General features: G+C 65.7%; 15 protein-coding genes, 2 tRNA genes and 2 pseudogenes. 8 read left to right on the forward strand and 11 right to left on the reverse strand.

What is annotated here, in order from left to right; all coding sequences use genetic code 11:
* Together A5636_RS11925 and A5636_RS11930 are read right to left on the reverse strand one after the other, a co-directional pair.
* Nucleotides 1-333 (reverse strand): annotated as a pseudogene (locus A5636_RS11925) (D-alanine--D-alanine ligase A); the annotation flags it as partial.
* Between the two features lie 30 nt (nt 334-363).
* On the reverse strand, nt 364-1,371 hold the full coding sequence (locus A5636_RS11930; RefSeq protein WP_065158846.1) for an NAD(P)H-dependent glycerol-3-phosphate dehydrogenase: 1,008 nt from the start codon (nt 1,369-1,371) through the stop codon (nt 364-366).
* A 126-nt stretch (nt 1,372-1,497) separates the two neighbouring features.
* Here A5636_RS11930 and cofC point away from each other — a divergent pair, with 126 nt between their 5' ends.
* From cofC to A5636_RS11945, 3 genes are all read left to right on the forward strand, one after another.
* Nucleotides 1,498-2,139 (forward strand): 2-phospho-L-lactate guanylyltransferase, encoded by a 642-nt coding sequence (gene cofC, locus A5636_RS11935; RefSeq protein WP_155763778.1) that lies wholly within the window; start codon nt 1,498-1,500, stop codon nt 2,137-2,139.
* A 79-nt stretch (nt 2,140-2,218) separates the two neighbouring features.
* A complete protein-coding gene (locus A5636_RS11940) occupies nt 2,219-4,417 on the forward strand; it encodes an RNA degradosome polyphosphate kinase (protein ID WP_155763779.1) in 2,199 nt (732 codons plus the stop codon).
* Between the two features lie 72 nt (nt 4,418-4,489).
* On the forward strand, nt 4,490-5,443 hold the full coding sequence (locus A5636_RS11945; RefSeq protein WP_065158849.1) for an NUDIX hydrolase: 954 nt from the start codon (nt 4,490-4,492) through the stop codon (nt 5,441-5,443).
* Nucleotides 5,444-5,502: 59 nt separating this feature from the next.
* Here the strand turns inward: A5636_RS11945 and A5636_RS11950 are convergent, their stop codons facing one another.
* The 3 genes from A5636_RS11950 to leuC all read right to left on the reverse strand — a co-directional run bounded on the left by A5636_RS11950 (nt 5,503) and on the right by leuC (nt 8,437).
* Nucleotides 5,503-6,159: an HU family DNA-binding protein gene (locus A5636_RS11950; RefSeq protein WP_065158850.1), complete on the reverse strand. Its 657-nt coding sequence runs from the start codon at nt 6,157-6,159 to the stop codon at nt 5,503-5,505.
* A 213-nt stretch (nt 6,160-6,372) separates the two neighbouring features.
* Nucleotides 6,373-6,969 (reverse strand): 3-isopropylmalate dehydratase small subunit, encoded by a 597-nt coding sequence (gene leuD / locus A5636_RS11955; RefSeq protein ID WP_065158851.1) that lies wholly within the window; start codon nt 6,967-6,969, stop codon nt 6,373-6,375.
* Nucleotides 6,970-7,006: 37 nt separating this feature from the next.
* Entirely contained in the window at nt 7,007-8,437 is a 1,431-nt protein-coding gene (leuC, locus tag A5636_RS11960; protein ID WP_065158852.1) for a 3-isopropylmalate dehydratase large subunit, read from the reverse strand.
* 84 nt (nt 8,438-8,521) lie between these two features.
* Between leuC and A5636_RS11965 the strand changes: the two genes are divergently transcribed.
* Nucleotides 8,522-9,223 carry an IclR family transcriptional regulator gene (locus A5636_RS11965; RefSeq protein ID WP_065158853.1) on the forward strand — a complete coding sequence of 234 codons (702 nt, stop codon included), beginning with the start codon at nt 8,522-8,524 and terminating at the stop codon, nt 9,221-9,223.
* A 429-nt stretch (nt 9,224-9,652) separates the two neighbouring features.
* Complete coding sequence (locus tag A5636_RS11970; RefSeq protein ID WP_065158854.1) at nt 9,653-10,165, forward strand: pyridoxamine 5'-phosphate oxidase family protein; 513 nt, start codon at nt 9,653-9,655, stop codon at nt 10,163-10,165.
* A gap of 16 nt (nt 10,166-10,181) precedes the next feature.
* Here the strand turns inward: A5636_RS11970 and A5636_RS11975 are convergent.
* From A5636_RS11975 to A5636_RS11990, 4 genes are all read right to left on the reverse strand, one after another.
* Nucleotides 10,182-10,254: transfer RNA gene (locus tag A5636_RS11975), tRNA-Glu, on the reverse strand.
* 88 nt (nt 10,255-10,342) lie between these two features.
* Nucleotides 10,343-10,414, reverse strand: a tRNA-Gln gene (locus tag A5636_RS11980).
* 134 nt (nt 10,415-10,548) lie between these two features.
* Nucleotides 10,549-12,021: a glutamate--tRNA ligase gene (gltX, locus tag A5636_RS11985; protein WP_081287743.1), complete on the reverse strand. Its 1,473-nt coding sequence runs from the start codon at nt 12,019-12,021 to the stop codon at nt 10,549-10,551.
* Nucleotides 12,018-12,806 (reverse strand): fumarylacetoacetate hydrolase family protein, encoded by a 789-nt coding sequence (locus A5636_RS11990; protein WP_065158855.1) that lies wholly within the window; start codon nt 12,804-12,806, stop codon nt 12,018-12,020. Before A5636_RS11990 ends, gltX begins: the two co-directional genes overlap by 4 nt.
* Nucleotides 12,807-13,076: 270 nt before the next feature.
* Between A5636_RS11990 and A5636_RS11995 the strand changes: the two genes are divergently transcribed.
* Together A5636_RS11995 and A5636_RS25475 are read left to right on the forward strand one after the other, a co-directional pair.
* On the forward strand, nt 13,077-14,330 hold the full coding sequence (locus A5636_RS11995) for an MFS transporter (protein WP_065158856.1): 1,254 nt from the start codon (nt 13,077-13,079) through the stop codon (nt 14,328-14,330).
* Between the two features lie 39 nt (nt 14,331-14,369).
* A pseudogene (locus A5636_RS25475) lies at nt 14,370-15,425 on the forward strand (MFS transporter); the annotation flags it as partial.
* A gap of 133 nt (nt 15,426-15,558) precedes the next feature.
* On the opposite strand, the gene A5636_RS12000 reads toward A5636_RS25475, so the two are convergent.
* Complete coding sequence (locus A5636_RS12000) at nt 15,559-16,569, reverse strand: 3-isopropylmalate dehydrogenase (protein ID WP_065158857.1); 1,011 nt, start codon at nt 16,567-16,569, stop codon at nt 15,559-15,561.
* Nucleotides 16,566-18,152 (reverse strand): phosphoglycerate dehydrogenase, encoded by a 1,587-nt coding sequence (serA, locus tag A5636_RS12005; RefSeq protein ID WP_065158858.1) that lies wholly within the window; start codon nt 18,150-18,152, stop codon nt 16,566-16,568. The genes A5636_RS12000 and serA overlap by 4 nt, the downstream gene beginning before the upstream one ends.
* Nucleotides 18,153-18,421: 269 nt before the next feature.
* On the opposite strand from serA, the gene A5636_RS12010 reads away from it, so the two are divergent.
* Complete coding sequence (locus A5636_RS12010; protein WP_253900572.1) at nt 18,422-20,197, forward strand: glycosyltransferase; 1,776 nt, start codon at nt 18,422-18,424, stop codon at nt 20,195-20,197.
* The last annotated feature ends 37 nt before the right edge of the window (nt 20,198-20,234 follow it).

Below are 20,234 nucleotides of genomic sequence, written 5' to 3' on the forward strand. Positions count from 1 at the left end.
CGGGAACACCACATCCACTGACCCCAGGACGTCTCCTGCGCCGGGCGTCAGCGACACCAACTGCCCACGCCGCTGCGGGTCGGCCGGCAACGCCAATTCGGCACCTGATTCAGAAGTCACCGCGGGCAATTGGCGATTGGTGATAGCCAATGCCTCCGGGTCGCCGTCGGTGAGCACCCACGATCCCTGCGGCGTGATGCCGATAGCTACCACGTCGAACCGTTGCGGGTCGAGGTTGCGCAGGATGCTGCCGGCCGAGACGCAGGAGATGGCGTGCTCGTTGCTGCGCCCGCCGAAAACGACGGCGACGCGAACCCGCTTGCTGGCAGTCACAACCTAGAGAGGCTACCGGGTAGGCCCTGCTTACTCCGGCTTGGTGCTGCGGCCCAGCAGCAACGCGATCGCCTCGTTCACCGAAAGCCCCTTGTGACAGACCCGGTGCACGGCGTCGGTGAGCGGCATTTCGACGTCGTAGCTGGAAGCCAGGGCGAGCACGGATTCGCAGGAGGTGACGCCTTCGACCACGTGACCGTCCTTGCCGTGCAACGCCGTGTGCATGCTGTCGCCGCGGCCCAGGCGTTCACCGAGCGACCGGTTGCGCGAATACGGAGATGTGCACGTCGCCACCAGGTCACCCACCCCTGCCAGGCCGGCCAGCGTCGCGCCCTTGGCGCCCAGCGCCAGACCCAGCCGCATGATCTCGGCCAACCCGCGCGTGATGATCGCTGCCACCGTGTTCTCGCCCAGGCCTACCCCGGCGGCCATCCCGCAGGCGAGCGCAATGACGTTCTTGCATGCCCCGCCGATCTCGGTGCCCACCACGTCGGAGTTCGTGTACGGACGGAAATAGCCACTGTTCAGAAAACGTTGCAACGCCACCGCGCGTCCGGAGTCGTTGCAGGCGATGACGGTGGCAGCGGGCTGGGACTGCGCGATCTCGCTGGCCAGGTTCGGCCCGGAGATCACCGCGACCTGGGACGGATCCGCAGCCGTCACCGACACCACCACCTGGCTCATCCGCATCAGCGTGCCGAGCTCGATCCCCTTGGCCAGGCTGACCAAGGTCGCGCCGTCGGCCCACAAACCGTTCCACTGCTCGAGATTCGCCCGCAGCGTCTGAGCCGGCACCCCCAGCAGTACCGTGCTGGCACCGGACAGCGCCTCCTCGGCGTCGGAGGTGGCACGAATGCCGGCGGGAAGCAACGTGCCGGGAAGATAATCGGCGTTGTACCGAGTGGTGTTGATCTGCTTGGCCACATCCGAACGGCGTGCCCACAATGTGACCTCTCCACCGGCATCGGCCAGAACCTTGGCCAGGACCGTGCCCCACGCACCGGCGCCCATCACCGCGACCGCTCCCGTCCTGGCCATCCACCACCCCCACTGTCTCGCCCGTGCCATCCGCAGCCGCTAAACAGTAGTCCTACCGACCCGCCGCCGTCACGCCCGCGGGCGGCTCTGAACCACGAACAGCACTGCGCTGGCAGGATGACCCTCATGAGCTGGGGGCACGCCGCCGACGTCGGCTTGATCATCGCCGTCAAGCGGTTGGCCGCCGCCAAGACGAGGCTGGCTCCCGTGTTCTCGGCACAAACGCGCGAAAGTGTCGTGTTGGCCATGCTCGTGGACACCTTGACCGCGGCCGCGGGTGTGAGTTCGCTGCGTTCGATCACGGTCATCACACCCGACGAGGCCGCTGCGGCCGCGGCGGCTGACCTCGGGGCCCACGTGCTCGGCGACCCCACGACACCGGACGACCCCGACCCGTTGAACAGTGCCATCGCCGCAGCCGAGCGATCGGTGGCCGGTACGACCCCGAATCTTGTTGTGTTGCAAGGTGATCTACCGGCGCTACAAACACAGGAACTGGACGAGGCGATCACCGCGGCGCGGCGGTACCAGCGCAGCTTCGTGGCGGACCGGCTGGGCACGGGGACCGCCGCGTTGTGCGCCTTCGGAGTCGAACTCAACCCCCGGTTCGGGCCGGATTCCTGCGCGCAGCACCGTCGTTCGGGCGCCATCGAACTCACCGGTGCGTGGCCGGGGCTACGTTGCGACGTCGACACACCCGCCGACCTGGCGACCGCCCGGCAACTCGGAGTCGGTGCCGCGACCGCCCGCGCCCTCACACACCGCTAGCCCAGGGCAAAGTCGTCGCTGCGGTGAACGCCGGCCCAACGGCAAATGGATGTCCGCCGACCGCTGGCAGCGACACCGGTTGATAGGCAATGATCGCAAGGTGACCGACATCGAAGCCAGCCCCCAGGCGCAGACACGCCACGACGAGAAGACCTGGCACCCAGACGACTCGGCACCGGCGGCACCGCCCGCGGCCACCCCCGCCGCGATCAGCGACCCCCTGCCCGAGGAGCGTTACCTCAATCGTGAACTGAGTTGGCTGGACTTCAACGCTCGCGTGCTCGCCCTGGCTGCCGACAGCTCGATGCCGCTGCTGGAGCGCGCCAAGTTTCTGGCGATATTCGCCTCCAATCTCGATGAGTTCTATATGGTTCGGGTCGCCGGCCTCAAGCGGCGCGATCAGATGGGCCTGTCGGTTCGGTCCGCCGACGGATTGACGCCGCGCGAACAATTGCGCCGCATCGGCGAGCAGACCCAGCAAATCGCCAGCCGGCACGCGCGCGTGTTCCTCGACCTAGTGCTGCCCGCGCTGGAGGAGGAAGGAATCCACATCATTACGTGGTCCGACCTCGACGAGGACGAATGCGAAGAAATGTCGACCTATTTCCACGAGCAGGTCTTCCCCGTCCTGACACCGCTGGCCGTCGACCCGGCGCACCCCTTTCCCTTCGTCAGCGGGCTGAGCCTGAATCTGGCGGTCACCGTCAAACAACCCGAGGACGGCACTCAGCATTTCGCCAGGGTCAAGGTGCCCGACAACGTCGACCGGTTCGTCGAAATCGAGGCCGCAGGCGACGACGACGGAGCGGTGGTCGTCCGGTTCCTGCCCATGGAAGAGTTGATTGCGGCGTTTCTTCCGGTGCTGTTCCCCGGTATGGACATTGTCGAGAACCACGCGTTCCGCATTACTCGCAACGCCGATTTCGAGGTCGAAGAGGATCGGGACGAGGACCTGCTGCAGGCGCTCGAGCGGGAACTGGCGCGGCGGCGGTTCGGTTCGCCGGTGCGGCTCGAGGTCGCCGACGATATGACCGAGGGGATGCTGGAGCTCCTCTTGCGTGAACTCGACGTGCATCCCGGTGATGTGATCGAAGTGCCTGGGCTGCTGGACCTGTCGTCGTTGTGGCAGGTCTACGGCCTGGACCGCCCAGGCCTCAAGGACCGGGCTTTCGTGCCGGCCACCCACCCCGCGTTCGCCGATCGGGAAACCCCCAAAAGCATTTTCGCGACGTTGCGCGAGGGTGATGTGCTGGTGCATCACCCCTATGACTCGTTTTCCACGAGCGTGCAGCGATTCATCGAGCAGGCCGCCGCCGACCCGAATGTGTTGGCGATCAAGCAGACGCTGTACCGCACCTCGGGTGATTCCCCGATCGTTCGGGCCCTGATCGACGCCGCCGAAGCCGGCAAGCAGGTGGTGGCGATGGTGGAGATCAAGGCGCGATTCGACGAGCAGGCCAACATCCGCTGGGCACGAACCTTGGAGCAGGCGGGCGTGCACGTGGTGTACGGGTTCGTCGGCCTCAAAACCCATTGCAAGACCTGCCTTGTGGTGCGCCGCGAGGGTCCCATCATCCGGCGGTACTGCCATGTGGGTACCGGCAACTACAACGGCAAGACGGCACGACTGTACGAGGATGTGGGTCTGCTCACCGCCGACCCGAATATCGGCGCCGATCTCACCGATTTGTTCAATACGCTCACCGGCTACTCCCGCAAACTGACCTACCGCAATCTTCTGGTGGCACCACACGGAATTCGCACCGGCATCATCGAGCGCGTCGAGCGCGAGGTCGAAGCCCACCGCGACGGCAAGGACGCGCGAATCCGGCTGAAGATGAATGCCCTTGTCGACGAACAGGTCATCGATGCGCTCTACCGCGCCTCGCAAGCCGGTGTGCGGGTCGAGGTGGTGGTGCGTGGCATCTGCGCACTGCGGCCGGGAGCCGAAGGCATTTCTGAAAATATCTTTGTCCGCTCGATTCTCGGCCGTTTCCTGGAACACTCGCGGATCCTGCATTTCAAGGCCATCGACGAATTCTGGATTGGCAGCGCCGACATGATGCACCGCAATCTGGACCGCAGGGTGGAGGTTATGGCACAGGTCAAGGACCCGCGTCTGACCGCACAACTGGACGATCTGTTCGAATCGGCTTTGGACCCGGCCACCCGCTGCTGGGAGCTCGGATCCGACGGTCAGTGGACCGCCTCGCCTCGGGAAGGGGAAAGTGTGCGCGACCACCAGGCCTCGCTGATGGAGCGGCACCGCAGCCCGTGACCGGCATCGTCTCCCGGCACACCACATTCACCGTTGTGTACGACCCCGCCGAATTAACCTGCAGGAGTTGAGGTGTCGATCGAAGGCTCATCCGGTGACCAAGGCGCAGGGGGTCGGGTCGTCTACGCCGCCGGCGCGGTGTTGTGGCGACCGGGCGGCGGCAAGTCGGCCAAGTCGGCCAAGTCGATCGAGATCGCCGTCATCCACCGGCCGCGCTATGACGACTGGTCGCTGCCCAAAGGCAAGCTCGACCCCGGCGAGACCGCACCGGTTGCCGCCGTACGCGAGGTGCTCGAAGAGACCGGTCACCACAGTCATTTGGGACGCTGCCTCACCACCATCACCTACCCGATCGACCAGGGCGTCAAAAAGGTGCACTACTGGGCGGCTGCCAGCACCGGTGGCAAGTTCAAGCCCGGCAACGAGGTGGACGAACTGCTCTGGCTGCCGGTGGCTGAGGCCATGAAGAAGCTGGACTACGGACAGGACCGAAAGGTCTTGCGGCGGTTCGTCAAGCAACCGGCGAATACCAAGACGGTGTTGGTGGTGCGCCACGGTACCGCCGGCAGCAAGTCGCGTTTCCGCGGCGACGACACCAAACGTCCGCTGGACAAGAAGGGACGCGCACAAGCCGAGGCGCTGGTTCCCCAGCTGTTGGCGTTCGGCGCCACCCACGTGTACTCAGCCGACCGGGTGCGGTGCCATCAGACCGTGGAACCGCTGGCCGCTGAACTCGACGTGACGATCCACAACGAGCCACATCTCACCGAAGAGGCCTACGCCAAGAATCCCAAGCGCGCCCGGCAGCGGGTGCTGCACATCGCCGGACGGCCCGGCACACCCGTGATCTGTACGCAGGGCAAGGTCATTCCCGATCTGATCGCATGGTGGTGCGAGCGCGAAGGCGTGCGCCCGGCAAAGTCGCGCAACCTCAAAGGGAGCACCTGGGTGCTGTCCCTGTCGGGCGGTCGCCTGATCGCTGCGGATCACATCGGCGGGGCGCTGGCCGCCAACGTCCGGGCCTGACAACGCAAATACCCTCCGGATGGCATCGCTGCCAACCGAAGGGTATTCGCGTGTGAGAACTACTTGCGACCGCGCCGAGTGCTTGCAGCCTTCTTGGCCGGAGCCTTCTTGGCTGGGGACTTGGTTGCGGCCTTCTTGGCCGGAGCCTTGGTCGCGGCCTTGCGTGCCGGCGTCTTGGTCGCGGCCTTCTTGGCCGGAGCCTTGCTGGCCGCCTTCTTGGCCGGAGCCTTGCTTGCCGCCTTCTTGGCCGGAGCCTTGCTCGCCGCCTTCTTAGCGGGAGCCTTGCTCGCTGCCTTCTTGGCCGGCGCCTTGCTCGCTGCCTTCTTGGCCGGAGCCTTGCTCGCTGCCTTCTTGGCCGGAGACTTCTTGGCCGCCGTCCGCTTGGACGCGCTCGCCACCACGCCACGCTTCACAGCGGGGCCTTCGGACGGGAGCTTTTGTGCGCCAGCCACAACGGCTTTGAATTGGGCACCCGGACGGAATGCCGGCACCGACGTGGGCTTCACTTTGACCGTCTCGCCGGTACGCGGATTGCGGGCCACCCGGGCCGCGCGGCGACGCTGTTCGAAGACACCGAAACCGGTAATGGTCACGCTGTCACCCTTGTGTACCGCGCGCACAATCGTGTCGACGACATTCTCGACAGCGGCGGTCGCCTGCCGACGGTCTGAGCCCAATTTCTGTGTGAGCACATCTATGAGCTCTGCTTTGTTCATTCAACCCTCCGAAGCCAGGGCTCCTCGTTTTCGGAACCGACTAGTGGACACGGTAAACCCTCACCCGGCAAATTGCCAAGAGCCACGCGCATTTTCAGACGCGAATGGCCGGGGATTTCGGAATCCGATTGCCGCCCTTGACCTGTGGCACAGCCGCAAATTGGCCCGGGTTTAGCGTGCCGACGGAGTTGAAATTCGGGCCCGCCCGGGACTTCAGGAGGTGGGGATAGTCCGCGGTTTCCAGGCCGGCCGAGCCGCTTCGAAAGACTCGATCTCGTCGAGTTTCCGCAGCGTAAGGGCTATATCGTCGAGCCCCTCGAGCAGTCTGTAGGCCGTGTGATCGTCAATCCTGAACGGCAGCACCGCCGTTCCGGCGACGATATTTCGATCTTGAAGATTGACAGTGATTTCCAAACCTGGACTCTGCTCGATGAGCTTCCAAAGAAGTTCGACGCCATCTTGGTCAACTTCGGCCGCCAACAGTCCGGCCTTGCCGGAGTTACCGCGAAAAATGTCAGCGAACCGAGACGAGATAACGACCCGGAATCCGTAGTCCATCAACGCCCAGACCGCGTGCTCGCGCGAGGATCCCGTGCCGAAATCGGGCCCGGCGACCAAGACGGAGCCGCGGTCAAAGGGGCTGAGATTTAGCACGAATGACGGGTCTGTGCGCCAACTTGCGAACAAGCCGTCCTCGAAACCGGTTCGGGTAACGCGCTTCAGGTAGACAGCGGGAATGATCTGGTCGGTGTCGACATTGGACCGCCGCAGCGGTACGCCGATACCGGTGTGGGTGCGAAAGGCTTCCATTCTCGTCCTCTATTTCTCAGCGTGAATTCAAAGTCGACTAGTTCAAATCTGCGGGCGCAGACAACGTGCCGCGTACCGCGGTGGCGGCGGCGACTGCCGGTGACACCAAGTGGGTACGGCCGCCCTTGCCCTGCCGCCCTTCGAAATTGCGGTTGGACGTTGCGGCACAACGCTCCCCCGGCGCGAGTTGATCGGGATTCATCCCGAGGCACATCGAGCATCCGGCTTGACGCCACTCGGCGCCCGCAGCGGTGAAGACCTCACCAAGCCCCTCGGCTTCGGCTTGCGCGCGAACCCGCATCGAGCCCGGCACGACCAGCATCCGCACGTCCGGGGCCACCTTGCGGCCGCGCAGGATCTCGGCCACCACCCGCAGGTCTTCGATCCGGCCATTGGTGCACGAACCCACGAATACGGTGTCAACCGCGATGTCACGCATCGCCGTCCCGGGTCGAAGGTCCATGTAGGCCAAGGCTTTTTCCGCGGACTGCCGCTGGGCGTCATCGGTCATCAGCTCGGGGTCCGGCACGGCACCGGCCAACGGCACGCCTTGTCCCGGGTTGGTTCCCCAGGTGACGAACGGGCTCAGCGAGGCGGCGTCGAGGTAGACCTCGGCGTCGAAAACCGCACCGGGATCGCTGGGTAGTTGTTGCCAGTAGGCAAGTGCGGCGTCCCAGTCCGCGCCGGCCGGGGCATGCGGACGCCCACGCAGGAATTCGTAGGTCGTCTCGTCCGGTGCCACCATCCCGGCACGGGCACCGGCTTCGATGCTCATGTTGCAGACGGTCATCCGGCCTTCCATCGACAGCGATTCGATGGCGCTGCCGCGGTATTCGATGACGTGCCCTTGGCCGCCGCCGGTGCCGATCTTCGCGATCAACGCAAGAATGATGTCTTTGGCCGTCACGCCCTCGGGCAGTTCGCCGTCGACGTTGACCGCCATCGTCTTGAACGGACGCAGTCGCAGCGTCTGGGTGGCGAGCACGTGTTCGACCTCAGAGGTACCGATTCCCATCGCGATTGCGCCGAAAGCGCCGTGGGTCGATGTGTGACTATCCCCACAAACCACGGTCATTCCCGGTTGGGTGAGCCCCAATTGCGGTCCCACCACATGCACGATGCCCTGCTCGATATCCCCCATCGGGTGTAACCGCACACCGAATTCGGCGCAGTTGTGCCGCAACGTTTCCACTTGAGTCCGCGACACCAGGTCGGCGATCGGCTTGTCGATGTCGAGGGTGGGCACATTGTGGTCCTCGGTGGCGATGGTGAGATCGGTGCGGCGCACCGGCCGCCCCGCCAGGCGCAGGCCGTCGAACGCCTGCGGGCTGGTGACCTCGTGGACAAGGTGCAGATCGATGTAGATCAAGTCGGGTTCGGTGCCGTTGCCCGACGCGACAACGTGGTCGTCCCAGACCTTCTCGGCCATCGTGCGTGGCCGGGCCGGGTTGCGCGTCTGTTCCGCCATCTCGGATTGCCTCGATTCGCTCGTGCGCGGCTCGCCGATGATCCAGGGCTGTGATCCCACTATGCGAGACGCTAGTATCTCTCTGTGAGACAGCATAGCGGCATCGGCGTCCTGGACAAAGCCGTCGGAATTCTGCAGGTGGTCGCGGAATACCCGTGTGGGCTGGCCGAACTGTGCGAGCGCACCGGCCTGCCGAGGGCCACCACTTATCGGCTGGCGGCCGCGCTGGAAGTGCATCGACTGCTGGGACGCGACGAGGACGGCCGCTGGCGACTAGGTCCCGCGGTCAGTGAACTCGCGGCACACGTCAACGATCCCCTGTTGGCGGCCAGCGCTGCCGTGCTTCCCCAATTGCGCGAGACGACGGGCGAGAGTGTGCAGTTGTATCGCCGGGAGGGAACCGCGCGCGTCTGCATCGCCGCTTTGGAACCCCCTGCGGGGCTTCGCGATACGGTTCCCGTCGGGGCGCGACTGCCGATGACGGCCGGTTCGGGCGCCAAAGTGCTACTGGCCCACAGCGACGCCGCCACTCAACAGGCGGTGCTGCCCGAGGCGCTGTTCACCGACCGGGTGCTGGCCGAAGTGCGCCGGCGCGGGTGGGCACAAAGCGTCGCGGAGCGCGAACCCGGCGTGGCAAGCGTGTCCGCACCGGTGCGCGATGGCCGCGGAGCGGTGGTCGCGGCAATCTCAGTCTCCGGACCGGTCGACCGGATGGGACGACGGCCCGGGGCACGTTGGGCCGCCGACCTATTGGCCGCCGCGGAGGCGATAGCGCGTCGGCTCTGACGCGCGCCGAGCCTGCGACTGGCACGTCTGGTGCGCCGAGACTGCGGCTAGCGCGCCTGAGACGCCGAGACTGCGGCTGGCGCGCCCACACTGCGGCTGGCGCGCCGAGACTGCGGCTGGTGCACCGACACTGCGGCTGGCGCGCCGAGACTGCGGCTGGTGCACCGAGACTGCGGCTGGTGCACCGAGACTGCGGCTAGCGCGCCCACACTGCGGCTACCGCGTGCCAGTCGCTGGAATTGCGTTGTGGACGCAGTCTCGTCGCCACCGACGCAGACTCGTCACCACCGACGCAGACTCGCCACCACCGACACAGACTCGCCACCACCGACACAGACTCGCCACCACCGACACAGACTCGTCACCACCAACGCAGACTCGCCACCACCGACGCAGTCCCGCCCGCCACCGCCTGACAGACTGACGCGCATGGGAACGAATCAGCGCGCAAGCATCGTCATGTCCGAGGCGGAAATCTCCGATTTCGTGAACAAGAGTCGGACCGGGACACTGGCCACCATCGGGTCGGACGGTCAACCGCATCTGACGGCAATGTGGTACGCCGTGGTGGACGGCGAGATCTGGTTGGAGACCAAAGCCAAGTCGCAGAAGGCGGTCAACCTGAAAAGGGACCCGCGGGTCAGTTTCCTCATCGAGGACGGCGACACCTATGACACATTGCGTGGGGTTTCCTTCGAGGGTGTCGCTGAGATCGTCGACGATCCGGACGTATCGCACCGGGTGGGCGTCAGCGTCTGGGAGCGCTACACCGGCCCCTACACCGACGAGATGAAGCCCTTCGTCGAGCAGATGATGAACAAGCGCGTCTGCGTGCGCATCGTCAGCAGGCGTGCCCGTTCGTGGGATCATCGCAAGTTGGGGATGACGAGTATGCCGGTCGGCGGTACCACCGCGCCGGCGGCCCGGGGAGGCCGTCAGTAACCGGTGAATCGTTTTGTAGCCCCGATGGGATTCGAACCCACGCTACCGCCGTGAGAGGGCGGCGTCCTAGGCCGCTAGACGACGGGGCCAGAAACGATCCAGTAGAACGACGATCCGAAGTGCCAGCATAGCTCACCCCGAAAACCCCACCTAATCGCTTGAGCCGGTGAGGCTTTGCTGGGGTACCAGGACTCGAACCTAGAATGGCTGAACCAGAATCAGCTGTGTTGCCAATTACACCATACCCCATCGGCCACCTATAACCGCTGGTCAGAGCCTATTCACTGACCATATGCCAGGTCGTGGACCGCTGCCGCCAGCCGTTGCAGGCCTTTCGAAGCCGAAGTGCAGACTACCAAAGACTCGCGCCCCGATCCGCACGCCTACTGCACGCCCACCTGCTCACGCGCGGATTGCAGCCGGAGCAGGCTGCGCTCGCGGCCCAACAACTCCAGTGACTCGAACAGCGGCGGGCTGATCGTGGTGCCGGTGGCCGCGACGCGAATGGGGCCGAATGCCTTGCGCGGTTTGAGTGCCAGGCCTTCGATGAGGGCACCTTTGAGGGCTTCCTCGATCTGCGCGGTGGTCCAGTCGCCGATGCCCGTCAGCGCGCCGATGGCCGTGTCCAGCACCACAGCTGAGTCCGGGCCCAACTCCTTGGTGGCGGCCTTGGGGTCGAGCGCGTACTCGTCGTCGTTGAGGAACTTCAGCAGTCCCCATGCGTCCCCGAGCACGACGATGCGGGTCTGCACCAGTTCGGCCGCGGTAGCGAAACTCTGCTCGTCCAGTGCGAGGTGATGCCCATGAGTGTCCAAGTAGTCGCGCAGCCTGCGGGTGAAGTCTTCCACGGTGAGCAACCGGATGTGCTCGGCGTTGAGGGCGTCGGCCTTTTTCTGATCGAAGCGGGCCGGGTTGGAGTTGACGTTGACGACGTCGAACGCGGCGATCATCTCGTCGAGGCTGAACAGGTCGTGGTCATCGGCGATCGACCAGCCGAGCAGAGCGAGATAATTCAGCAGGCCCTCGGGAATGAAGCCCCGGTCGCGGTGAGCGAACAGATTGGACTGCGGGTCCCGTTTGGACAGCTTCTTAGTGCCCTCCCCCAATACCGTTGGCAGATGCCCGAATTGCGGGATCCACTCGGCCACCCCGATCCGGATCAGCGCCTGATACAGGGCAAGTTGGCGCGGCGTCGACGGCAGCAGATCCTCCCCCCGCAACACGTGGGTGATCTTCATCAGCGCGTCATCGCAGGGATTGACCAAGGTGTACAACGGGTCTCCGTTGGCGCGGGTCAACGCGAAGTCCGGCACCGTGCCCGCCGCAAACGTGGTGGTGCCACGTACCAGGTCGTCCCAGCTGAGGTCGCCGTCGGGCATCCGCAGCCGCACCACCGCCTTGCGTCCCTCGGTCAGGTACGCCGCTCGTTGCGAATCGGTGAGGTGCCGGTCGAAGTTGTCATAACCCAGTTTCGGGTTGCGCCCGGCCGCAACATGGCGTGCCTCGACCTCCTCCGGCGTGGAGAACGCGTAGTACGCCTCGCCGGCTTCTAAAAGCCGCGCGATCACGTCCCGGTAGAGGTCCGCGCGTTGCGACTGCCGGTAGGGCGCGTACGGCCCACCCACCTCCGGACCCTCGTCCCAGTCCAGGCCGAGCCAGCGCAGTGCGTCGAGCAGCGCCAGATAGCTTTCCTCACTGTCACGTTGGGCGTCGGTGTCTTCGATGCGGAAAACGAAGGTGCCACCGGTGTGCCGCGCGTAGGCCCAGTTGAATAGTGCCGTGCGCACCATCCCGACGTGCGGTGTGCCGGTGGGCGACGGGCAGAAACGAACCCGGACGTGATCGGTTGCGGTCACGACTTTCCTTTGCGGACTACAGGATTGGTCAGGGTGCCAATTCCTTCGATGGTGACCGAGACGGTGTCACCATCCTCGATCGGCCCCACTCCGGCCGGGGTGCCGGTCAGGATGAGATCGCCTGGCAGCAGGGTCATTACCGCCGAGATCCATTCCACGATGGCGCCGACGTCGTGAATCATCAGCGAGGTGCGGGCGTTCTGTTTGACTTCACCGTTGACCTCGGTGCGCAGTCCCAGATCGGCGGGGTCGACGTCGGTGACGATCCAGGGTCCGATCGGACAGAATGTGTCGTGGCCCTTGGCGCGGGTCCACTGGCCGTCGGCTTGCTGCTGGTCGCGGGCTGATACGTCATTTCCGATGGTGTAGCCCAGGATATTTTCGGCCGCTTGGGCCGCGGGCACATCTTTGCAGGCCCGGCCGATCACCACGGCAAGCTCGCCCTCGAAGTGGACAGGTGAAGCGTTGGCCGGCAACCGAATCGGCACGTTCGGCCCGACGATCGCGGTGTTGGGCTTCATGAAGATCACCGGATCAGCGGGCGGTTGGCCGCCCATCTCGGCGATGTGGTCGGCGTAGTTCTTGCCGATGCAGACAACCTTGCTGGCCAGTATCGGAGCCAGGAGACGGACGTCGGCCAGCGGCCAGGAGCGGCCGGTGAAACTCGGCGTGCCGAACGGGTGTTCGGCAATCTCGCGGGCCGTCAGGTTGGCCGGGTCGTCCAGTTGGCCTTCGACGCTGACGAAGGCGACTCCGTCTGGGCTGGCGATTCGTCCAAGTCGCATTCGGATGAGCCTAGCGAGGGCCGCGAGCGCGGCGTAGCCGGGCGCTGCGGGCCCGAGCGACCAGGCCTAGCCGGGTGACGATGCGGGCCCGCAGGGCCCGCACCTGGCACCCTTTTGCCGAGACTGAAGAATTGCAGCGGAAGTGCGAGTAGAGGCCTGCGAATTTTCAGTCTCGGTGACGCCCGCGATTTCGCACATCTCTCGACGCCTCTCCACATCTCCCCACGTCGTGCCCTCCTTATCGCCTGACATGTGTGCAAGCATTGCGTGATGTCAGCGGACGCGGTCGGCACGGCGACGCGTTGGTCGATGGTTGCCGTCGCGGTCGTGGTGACTGCCAGTGCGTTCAGCTTCATCAACGCGGTCCCGTTTCTGATCCCGGCGTTGGAAGCAGCGCACGGAACCCCATTGTCCGAAACCGGTCTGCTGTCGGTGATGCCTAGCTTGGGCATGGTGGTGACGCTGATCGCCTGGGGTTACGTGGCCGACCTCATCGGCGAACGCATTGTGCTCACAGTGGGTTCGATGGTGACGGCAGTCGCCGCCTATGCGGCCTCGACAGTCGACTCGCTCGTGGCGATGGGAGTCCTGCTGTTCCTTGGCGGCATGGGTGCGGCCAGCTGTAACCCGGCCTGCGGCCGGCTAGTCGCCGGTTGGTTCCCGCCCGAGCAGCGGGGTCTAGCGATGGGTGTCCGTCAGACCGCGCAACCGCTCGGAATCGCTATGGGCGCCTTCGTAATACCAGGTCTGGCGGAACACGGACCGCCCGCCCAGGGGTTGCTGTTTCCGGCATTGGCGTGTGCGATCTCGGCGGTGGTGGGCGCTGCGGTTGCGCATGACCCGCCCCGCAAACCGCGAGCGGTGGCGCGCGACGACGAATTGGCGAGCCCCTACCGGGACACCACAGTCTTATGGCGCATCCATGCGCTCTCTGCGTTGATGGTGATGCCGCAGGCGATGACGGTCACCTTCATGTTGGTGTGGCTGCACAAATGCCAAGGGTGGTCCGTCGAGTCCGCCGGCACCCTGGTGACCATCACTGCCCTCCTCGGCGCCGTCACCCGCATCGCGGCCGGGCGGTGGTCGGACCGCATCGGATCCCGAATGCGTCCCATTCGGTTCATCGCGCTGGGCACCAGCGTCACCCTGGCCTTGCTGGCTTTGACCAACGACCACTACGGGCCCCTGGCCGTCGTGCTGATGGTCACGACCTCGGTGATCACGGTGATGGACAACGGTTTAGAGGCCACCGCGATCACCGAATGCGCCGGCCAGTTCTGGAGCGGCAGGGCGCTGGGGGTGCAGAACACGACCCAGCGACTAGTGACCCTCGCCGGTCCGCCGATGTTTGGAATGATCATCGGCGCGTTCGGCTATCCAACCGCGTTCGTCCTGTGTGCGCTGTTCCCGTTGGCCGCCGTTCCGGTGGTACCAACCGGGCTTTTGGCGCCCGGTTTGGAGGAACGGGCCAAGCCGCCGCCGGTCGGCCGACTCCAGGACCGCCCCGTTCAGCCGCGCAACTAGCCGGACCGGAAACCGCAGGACCTGTGCGAGCATTGATGGATGCCCAGGGAGCCGACCAGCGCGGCCGCTCGCTGGTTCATCGTGGTGGTGTCGCTGTTCGTCACCGCAAGCTCTTTCCTCTTTATCAATGGCGCCGCCTTCTTGATCCCGAGACTGGAAGCCGCGCGCCGGACTCCCCTGACGCAGGCGGGCCTATTGGTATCCATGCCCAGTTGGGGCATGGTCGTCACGCTGGTCGCCTGGGGTTATGTCCTGGACCGTGTCGGTGAGCGGATCGTTCTGACGGTGGGCTCAGCGCTCACCGCGGCCGCGGCCTACGCGGCAGCCTCGGTGCACTCCCTGCTGCTGATGGGGGTCTTTCTGTTCCTCGGCGGCATGGCGGCTGCGAGTTGCAACAGCGCCGGCGGTCGGCTGGTTTCCGGCTGGTTTCCGCCGCAGCAACGCGGGCTGGCGATGGGCATCCGCCAAACCGCCCAACCGTTGGGAATTGCGGTGGGCGCCTTGGTGATTCCTGAGTTGGCCGAGCGCGGTGCCCACGCCGGATTGATGTTCCCAGCGGTGGCTTGCGGCATCGCTGCTGTGGTCAGCCTGCTGGGCGTGGTCGACCCGCCCCGCAAGTCCCGCGCGACCGCCACCAACGAAGAGCTGGCCAGCCCGTACCGCCGTTCCTGGGTGCTGTGGCGGATACACGCAGCATCGGCCTTGTTGATGATGCCCCAGACGGTGACCGTCACCTTCATGCTGGTCTGGCTGATCAATCACCACGGCTGGTCGCTGGCAGCAGCCGGTGGCTTGGTGACCATTTCGCAGCTGATCGGCGCCGTCGGCCGCATCCTTGTCGGCCGCTGGTCGGATCGTGTCGGTTCCCGGATGCGACCGGTCCGCATCATCGCAATCGCCGCGGCCGTGACGTTGTTCCTGCTCGCCCTCACCGACGACGTCGGGTCACGCTTCGACGTGCTGCTGATGGTCGTCATCTCTGTCATCGCGGTCCTCGACAACGGGTTGGAAGCCACCGCCATCACCGAATACGCCGGACCGTACTGGAGCGGACGCGCGCTGGGCACCCAGAACACCACTCAGCGCCTGGTCGCGGCGGCCGGACCGCCGATGTTCGGTGCGCTGATCACCACGGCGGCCTACCCGCTAGCTTGGGCGCTGTGCGGCCTGTTCCCCCTGATCGCCGCGCCGTTGGTACCCACCCGCCTGCTGCCACCGGGTTTGGAGATCACAGCGCGGCGACAATCCGTTCGCCGACATCGGTGGTGGCAAGCCGTTCGGTCCCGCGAGTTGCCAAGTGGGCCTCGACCGCCCGGTCGACCCGGTCCGCCGCGTCGTTCTCGCCGAGGTGGGAAAGCAACAGCGCCACCGAAATGATCGCTGCGGTCGGATCTGCGATGCCCTGACCGGCGATGTCGGGAGCACTGCCGTGCACCGGCTCGAACATCGACGGATTGGTCCGCGTCGCGTCGATGTTTCCACTGGCCGCCAACCCGATACCACCGCACACAGTCGCCGCCAGATCGGTGAGGATGTCACCGAACAGGTTGTCGGTGACGATCACGTCGAACCGGCCGGGGTCGGTGGCCAGGAAGATGGTGGCGGCGTCGACGTGCTGGTAGGCGACTTCAACGTCGGGGTACTGTTCGCCGATTTCCTGAACGGTCCGCAACCACAGCCCGCCGGCGAATGTCAGCACGTTGGTCTTGTGCACCAGGGTCAGGTGTTTGCGACGCGCGCGGGCCCGCTCGAACGCGTCTGACACCACCCGTCGCACGCCGAACGCGGTGTTGACGCTCACTTCGGTGGCGACCTCGTGGGATGTTCCGACGCGGATCGCGCCGCCGTTGCCGGTGTAGGGGCCCTCGGTGCCTTCGCGCACCACCACGAAGTCGATCGCCGGGTCCCCAGCCAATGGGCTCTTCACGCCCGGATACAGCCGCGCCGGCCGCAGATTCACGTGGTGATCGAGCTCGAAGCGCATGCGAAGCAGCAGACCCCGCTCCAAGACGCCGCTGGGGACGGACGGGTCACCGATCGCGCCGAGCAGGATCGCGTCGTGCTCGCGCAGCTCGGGCACCACCGACTCCGGCAGCACCTCGCCGGTGGCGTGATACCGCCGGGCACCGAGGTCGTATTCGGTCTTCTCGACGCCGGGCAAGACGATGTCGAGGACTTTGAGAGCCTCGGCGGTGACTTCCGGACCGATGCCGTCGCCGCCAATCACCGCGAGTTTCACGAGAGGTCAACCACTTCGAGCTTGTTGGCGCCCACCGCGTCGGCGATCGACGACCGCACCTCGGCAGGCACGTCCTGATCCAACCGCAGCAGGATCGTGGCGCTGTCGCCCTCGGTGTCCTCCGACAGCTGAGCGGCCTGGATGTTCACCCCGGCGGACCCGAGCAGCGTGCCGATCTTGCCCAGCGCACCGGGCTGGTCGGCGTAGTTGATCACCAGGTTGATGCCCTGGGCGCGCAGGTCGAAGTTGCGGCCGTTGATCTGCACTATCTTCTCGACCAGTTGCGGCCCGGACAGGGCGCCCGCGACGTTGACCACGCTGCCGTCGGCGGCAACGGCCCGCACGTCGACCACGCTGCGGTGGTTGGGGCTTTCGGTCGCTTTGCTGATCTCGGCGGTGACACCCCGCTCGGCGGCCAGTGCCGGCGCGTTGACGAATGTCACGGCTTCTTCGATGACCGCCGAGAACAGCCCGCGCAGCGCCGAGAGCTTCAGCACCTCGACCTCTTCGGCTGCGAGCTCACCTTGCACCTGCACCTGCACTGACACGGGCAGCTCGTCGGACAGTGCGGCCGTCAGCACGCCGAGCTTGCGAGCCAGGTCGAGCCACGGCGCGACCTCCTCGCTGACCACGCCGCCCCCGACATTGACCGCGTCGGGCACGAACTCGCCCGCCAGCGCCAACCGCACGCTCTGCGCGACGTCGGTGCCGGCCCGGTCCTGGGCTTCGGCAGTCGATGCCCCCAGGTGCGGGGTCACCACCACCTGCGGCAGCTCGAAAAGCGGGCTGTCGGTGCACGGCTCGGTCGAGAACACGTCAAGGCCGGCGGCGCGCACATGCCCGCTGGTGATGGCGTCGGCCAGCGCTGCCTCGTCGATGAGGCCGCCCCGCGCGGCGTTGACGATGATGACGCCGGGCTTGGTCTTGGCCAGCGCTTCCTTGTCGATCAACCCCGCCGTCTCCGGCGTTTTGGGTAGGTGCACCGAAATGAAGTCGGCGCGGCCCAACAGGTCGTCGAGGGACAGCAATTCGATACCGAGCTGGGCGGCGCGGGCCGACGACACGTAAGGGTCGTAGGCGACGATGTGGGCGCCGAAGGCGGCGATCCGCTGGGCGACGAGCTGGCCGATCCGGCCCAGTCCCACGACGCCGACGGTCTTACCGAAGATCTCGGTGCCGGAGAACTTCGACCGCTTCCAGGTGTGCTCGCGCAGCGTGGCGTCGGCGGCGGCGATCTGTCGCGCGGCCGCCAGCAGCAACGCGATCGCGTGCTCGGCAGCGCTGTGGATGTTGGACGTGGGGGCATTGACCACCAACACGCCGCGTGCGGTGGCGGCGTCGACGTCGACGTTGTCCAGCCCGACGCCGGCTCGGGCGACGATCTTGAGTTTCGTGGCGGCGGCCAGGACCTCGGCGTCCACCGTGGTAGCCGACCGGACCAGCAGCGCGTCCGCCTCGGGTACCGCGGCCAGCAGTTTCTCGCGGTCGGGACCGTCTACCCAGCGCACCTCAACCTGGTCTCCCAGGGCAGCGACAGTTGATTGGGCAAGTTTGTCGGCGATCAATACAACAGGCAGGTTCACGCGGACAGCGTAGTCGGGGATCGTGAGCGCGGCAGAGCCGGGCGAAGCGGGTCCCCGCCGTCGAACCCAGTCGGGGATCGTGAGCGCGGCGGAGCCGGGCGAAGCGGGTCCCCGCCGTCGAACCGAACGGTGCGACGATGCGGACCGTCGGGCCCGCTGAGAAGCCTCGCCATCGGACCTAGCGGTGGCAGGGACGATGAGCGGCGCCGCCACACATGACTCGGGCAAATCCCATAACCTCAACCGGCGCTGCTGAGTACGATCCGGCCGTGTCCTCCCCCGCACGCCCAGCGATCTGCGTCAACATGATCGTCCGCAACGAAGCGGCGATCATCCGGGAAACCCTCGACCACATCGCGCGGTACATCAGTGCATGGGTAATCGTGGACACCGGCTCCGACGACGGGACCCAGGACCTCATCCGCGATCACATGACTCGTCTTGGCATTCCCGGCGAGCTTCACGAGCGGCCGTGGCGCAATTTTGGCCACAACAGGTCCGAGGCGTTGACCCTGGCCCAGGGCCACGGTGACTACATCTGGGTGCTCGACGCTGACGACAAAGTCGAGGGCAACCTCGATTTCGGCCAATTGGGAAAAGATCTCTATCAGCTCCGCTGTGGCCAAACCTCCGAGATCTTCTGGCGACCGAACCTGTTTCGCGACGGGTTGCCGGTCCGCTACGAAGGCGTCGTCCATGAATACGTCATGGTCGACAGCGATTTCAGTCACGACCGACTGGACGGCGATTACTACATCGATTCTCGCCGTCTTGGGGCGCGCAACCGGAATCCGCAGCAGAAATTTGAAAGCGACCGCGACTTGCTGCTGGCCGAGGTTCAACGCAATCCTGAGGATTCGCGATCGGTGTTCTATCTGGCGCAAAGTTATTTCGATATGGGCGATTTCGAGAACGCCCGCAACTGGTACGAGCACCGTGTCGGCATGGGCGGCTGGGCTGAAGAGGTCTACCACTCCTTGTACCGCGTCGCGGAGTCGATGTGGTCTATGGGCGCGACCTGGCCGGAGGTGCAGGACGCCTATCTGCGGGCCTGGGAGTTCCGCCCGACCCGCGCAGAACCGTTGTACGCCATCGCTTATCGCTACCGACTCGACGAGCGCTACCAGCTCGGCTATCTCTTCGCCAAGCACGCCGCCGAGATCCCGTATCCCACCGAGGACACGTTGCTCGTCGCGGCCGACACCTATACCTGGGGGGCACTCGACGAGGCTGCCGTGTGCGCGTCGTGGATCGGCAAGCACGCTGAGGCGGTGGAGCTGTGGCGGCGAGTCCTGGCCAAGCCCGGCATTCCCGACGAAGATCGGCAAAGAATTACCACCAACTGCGACAACAGTGCGCCCACGATGCTTGAAGCCGCCGCCCGTTACCCCGGTGAACTGGCTCGGCACCTAGTCGGCCGTCGCCCCGGTGCCGAGGTGGTGCTCAGCCTGGTCGTCGGGCCGGATCGCGACGGCACCGAGGCGACGCTGAACTCACTTCTCAACTGCTGCCCAGACGTATGGCGGATCGGGCGCTATCTGGCGGTCGATGCCGGCCTACCTGCGGCCGATCGCGCGCTACTGCTCGAACGCTATCCGTTTGTCGAGTTCTGTCCGATCACCGCGGGAGCGTGCGAGGCCTCCCTGCTGTCGCAACTCCGAGACCAAATCCACGGACGGTTCTGGCTGCACCTGCGACATTGTTGGCAGTTCTACGCGCGGGAGAATTTGATCACCCGGCTGACAAGCGTGTTGGAGGCCGAGGAGCACGTCTATCAGGTTGCGGTCAACTTCACCGATTCGGACAAGCTGATCGGTGCCAGCGCGACCCACGAGGTGGTCTCCCGCGCACCCGGCGCCGGACGCTATGTGCTGAGCGAGCACGCGGCTCACGGCCCGGCAATGTTCGACACCGCCCGACTCGATCGCGTAGGGGGTTTCCGTGCCGATGACTCCGATCCGCTCGCTGGCCTAGGGCGACGGGCCGCCGTAGCCGGGCTGAGGACCGCCACTCTCGACGAGGTGTTGTGCATCGCTTTGGCCTGAAGTGGTTGCCGGATTCTTGTCGACGACGGCATCGGCT

This window comes from Mycobacterium asiaticum (assembly GCF_001673315.1).
Classification (GTDB): Bacteria; Actinomycetota; Actinomycetes; order Mycobacteriales; family Mycobacteriaceae; genus Mycobacterium; species Mycobacterium asiaticum_B.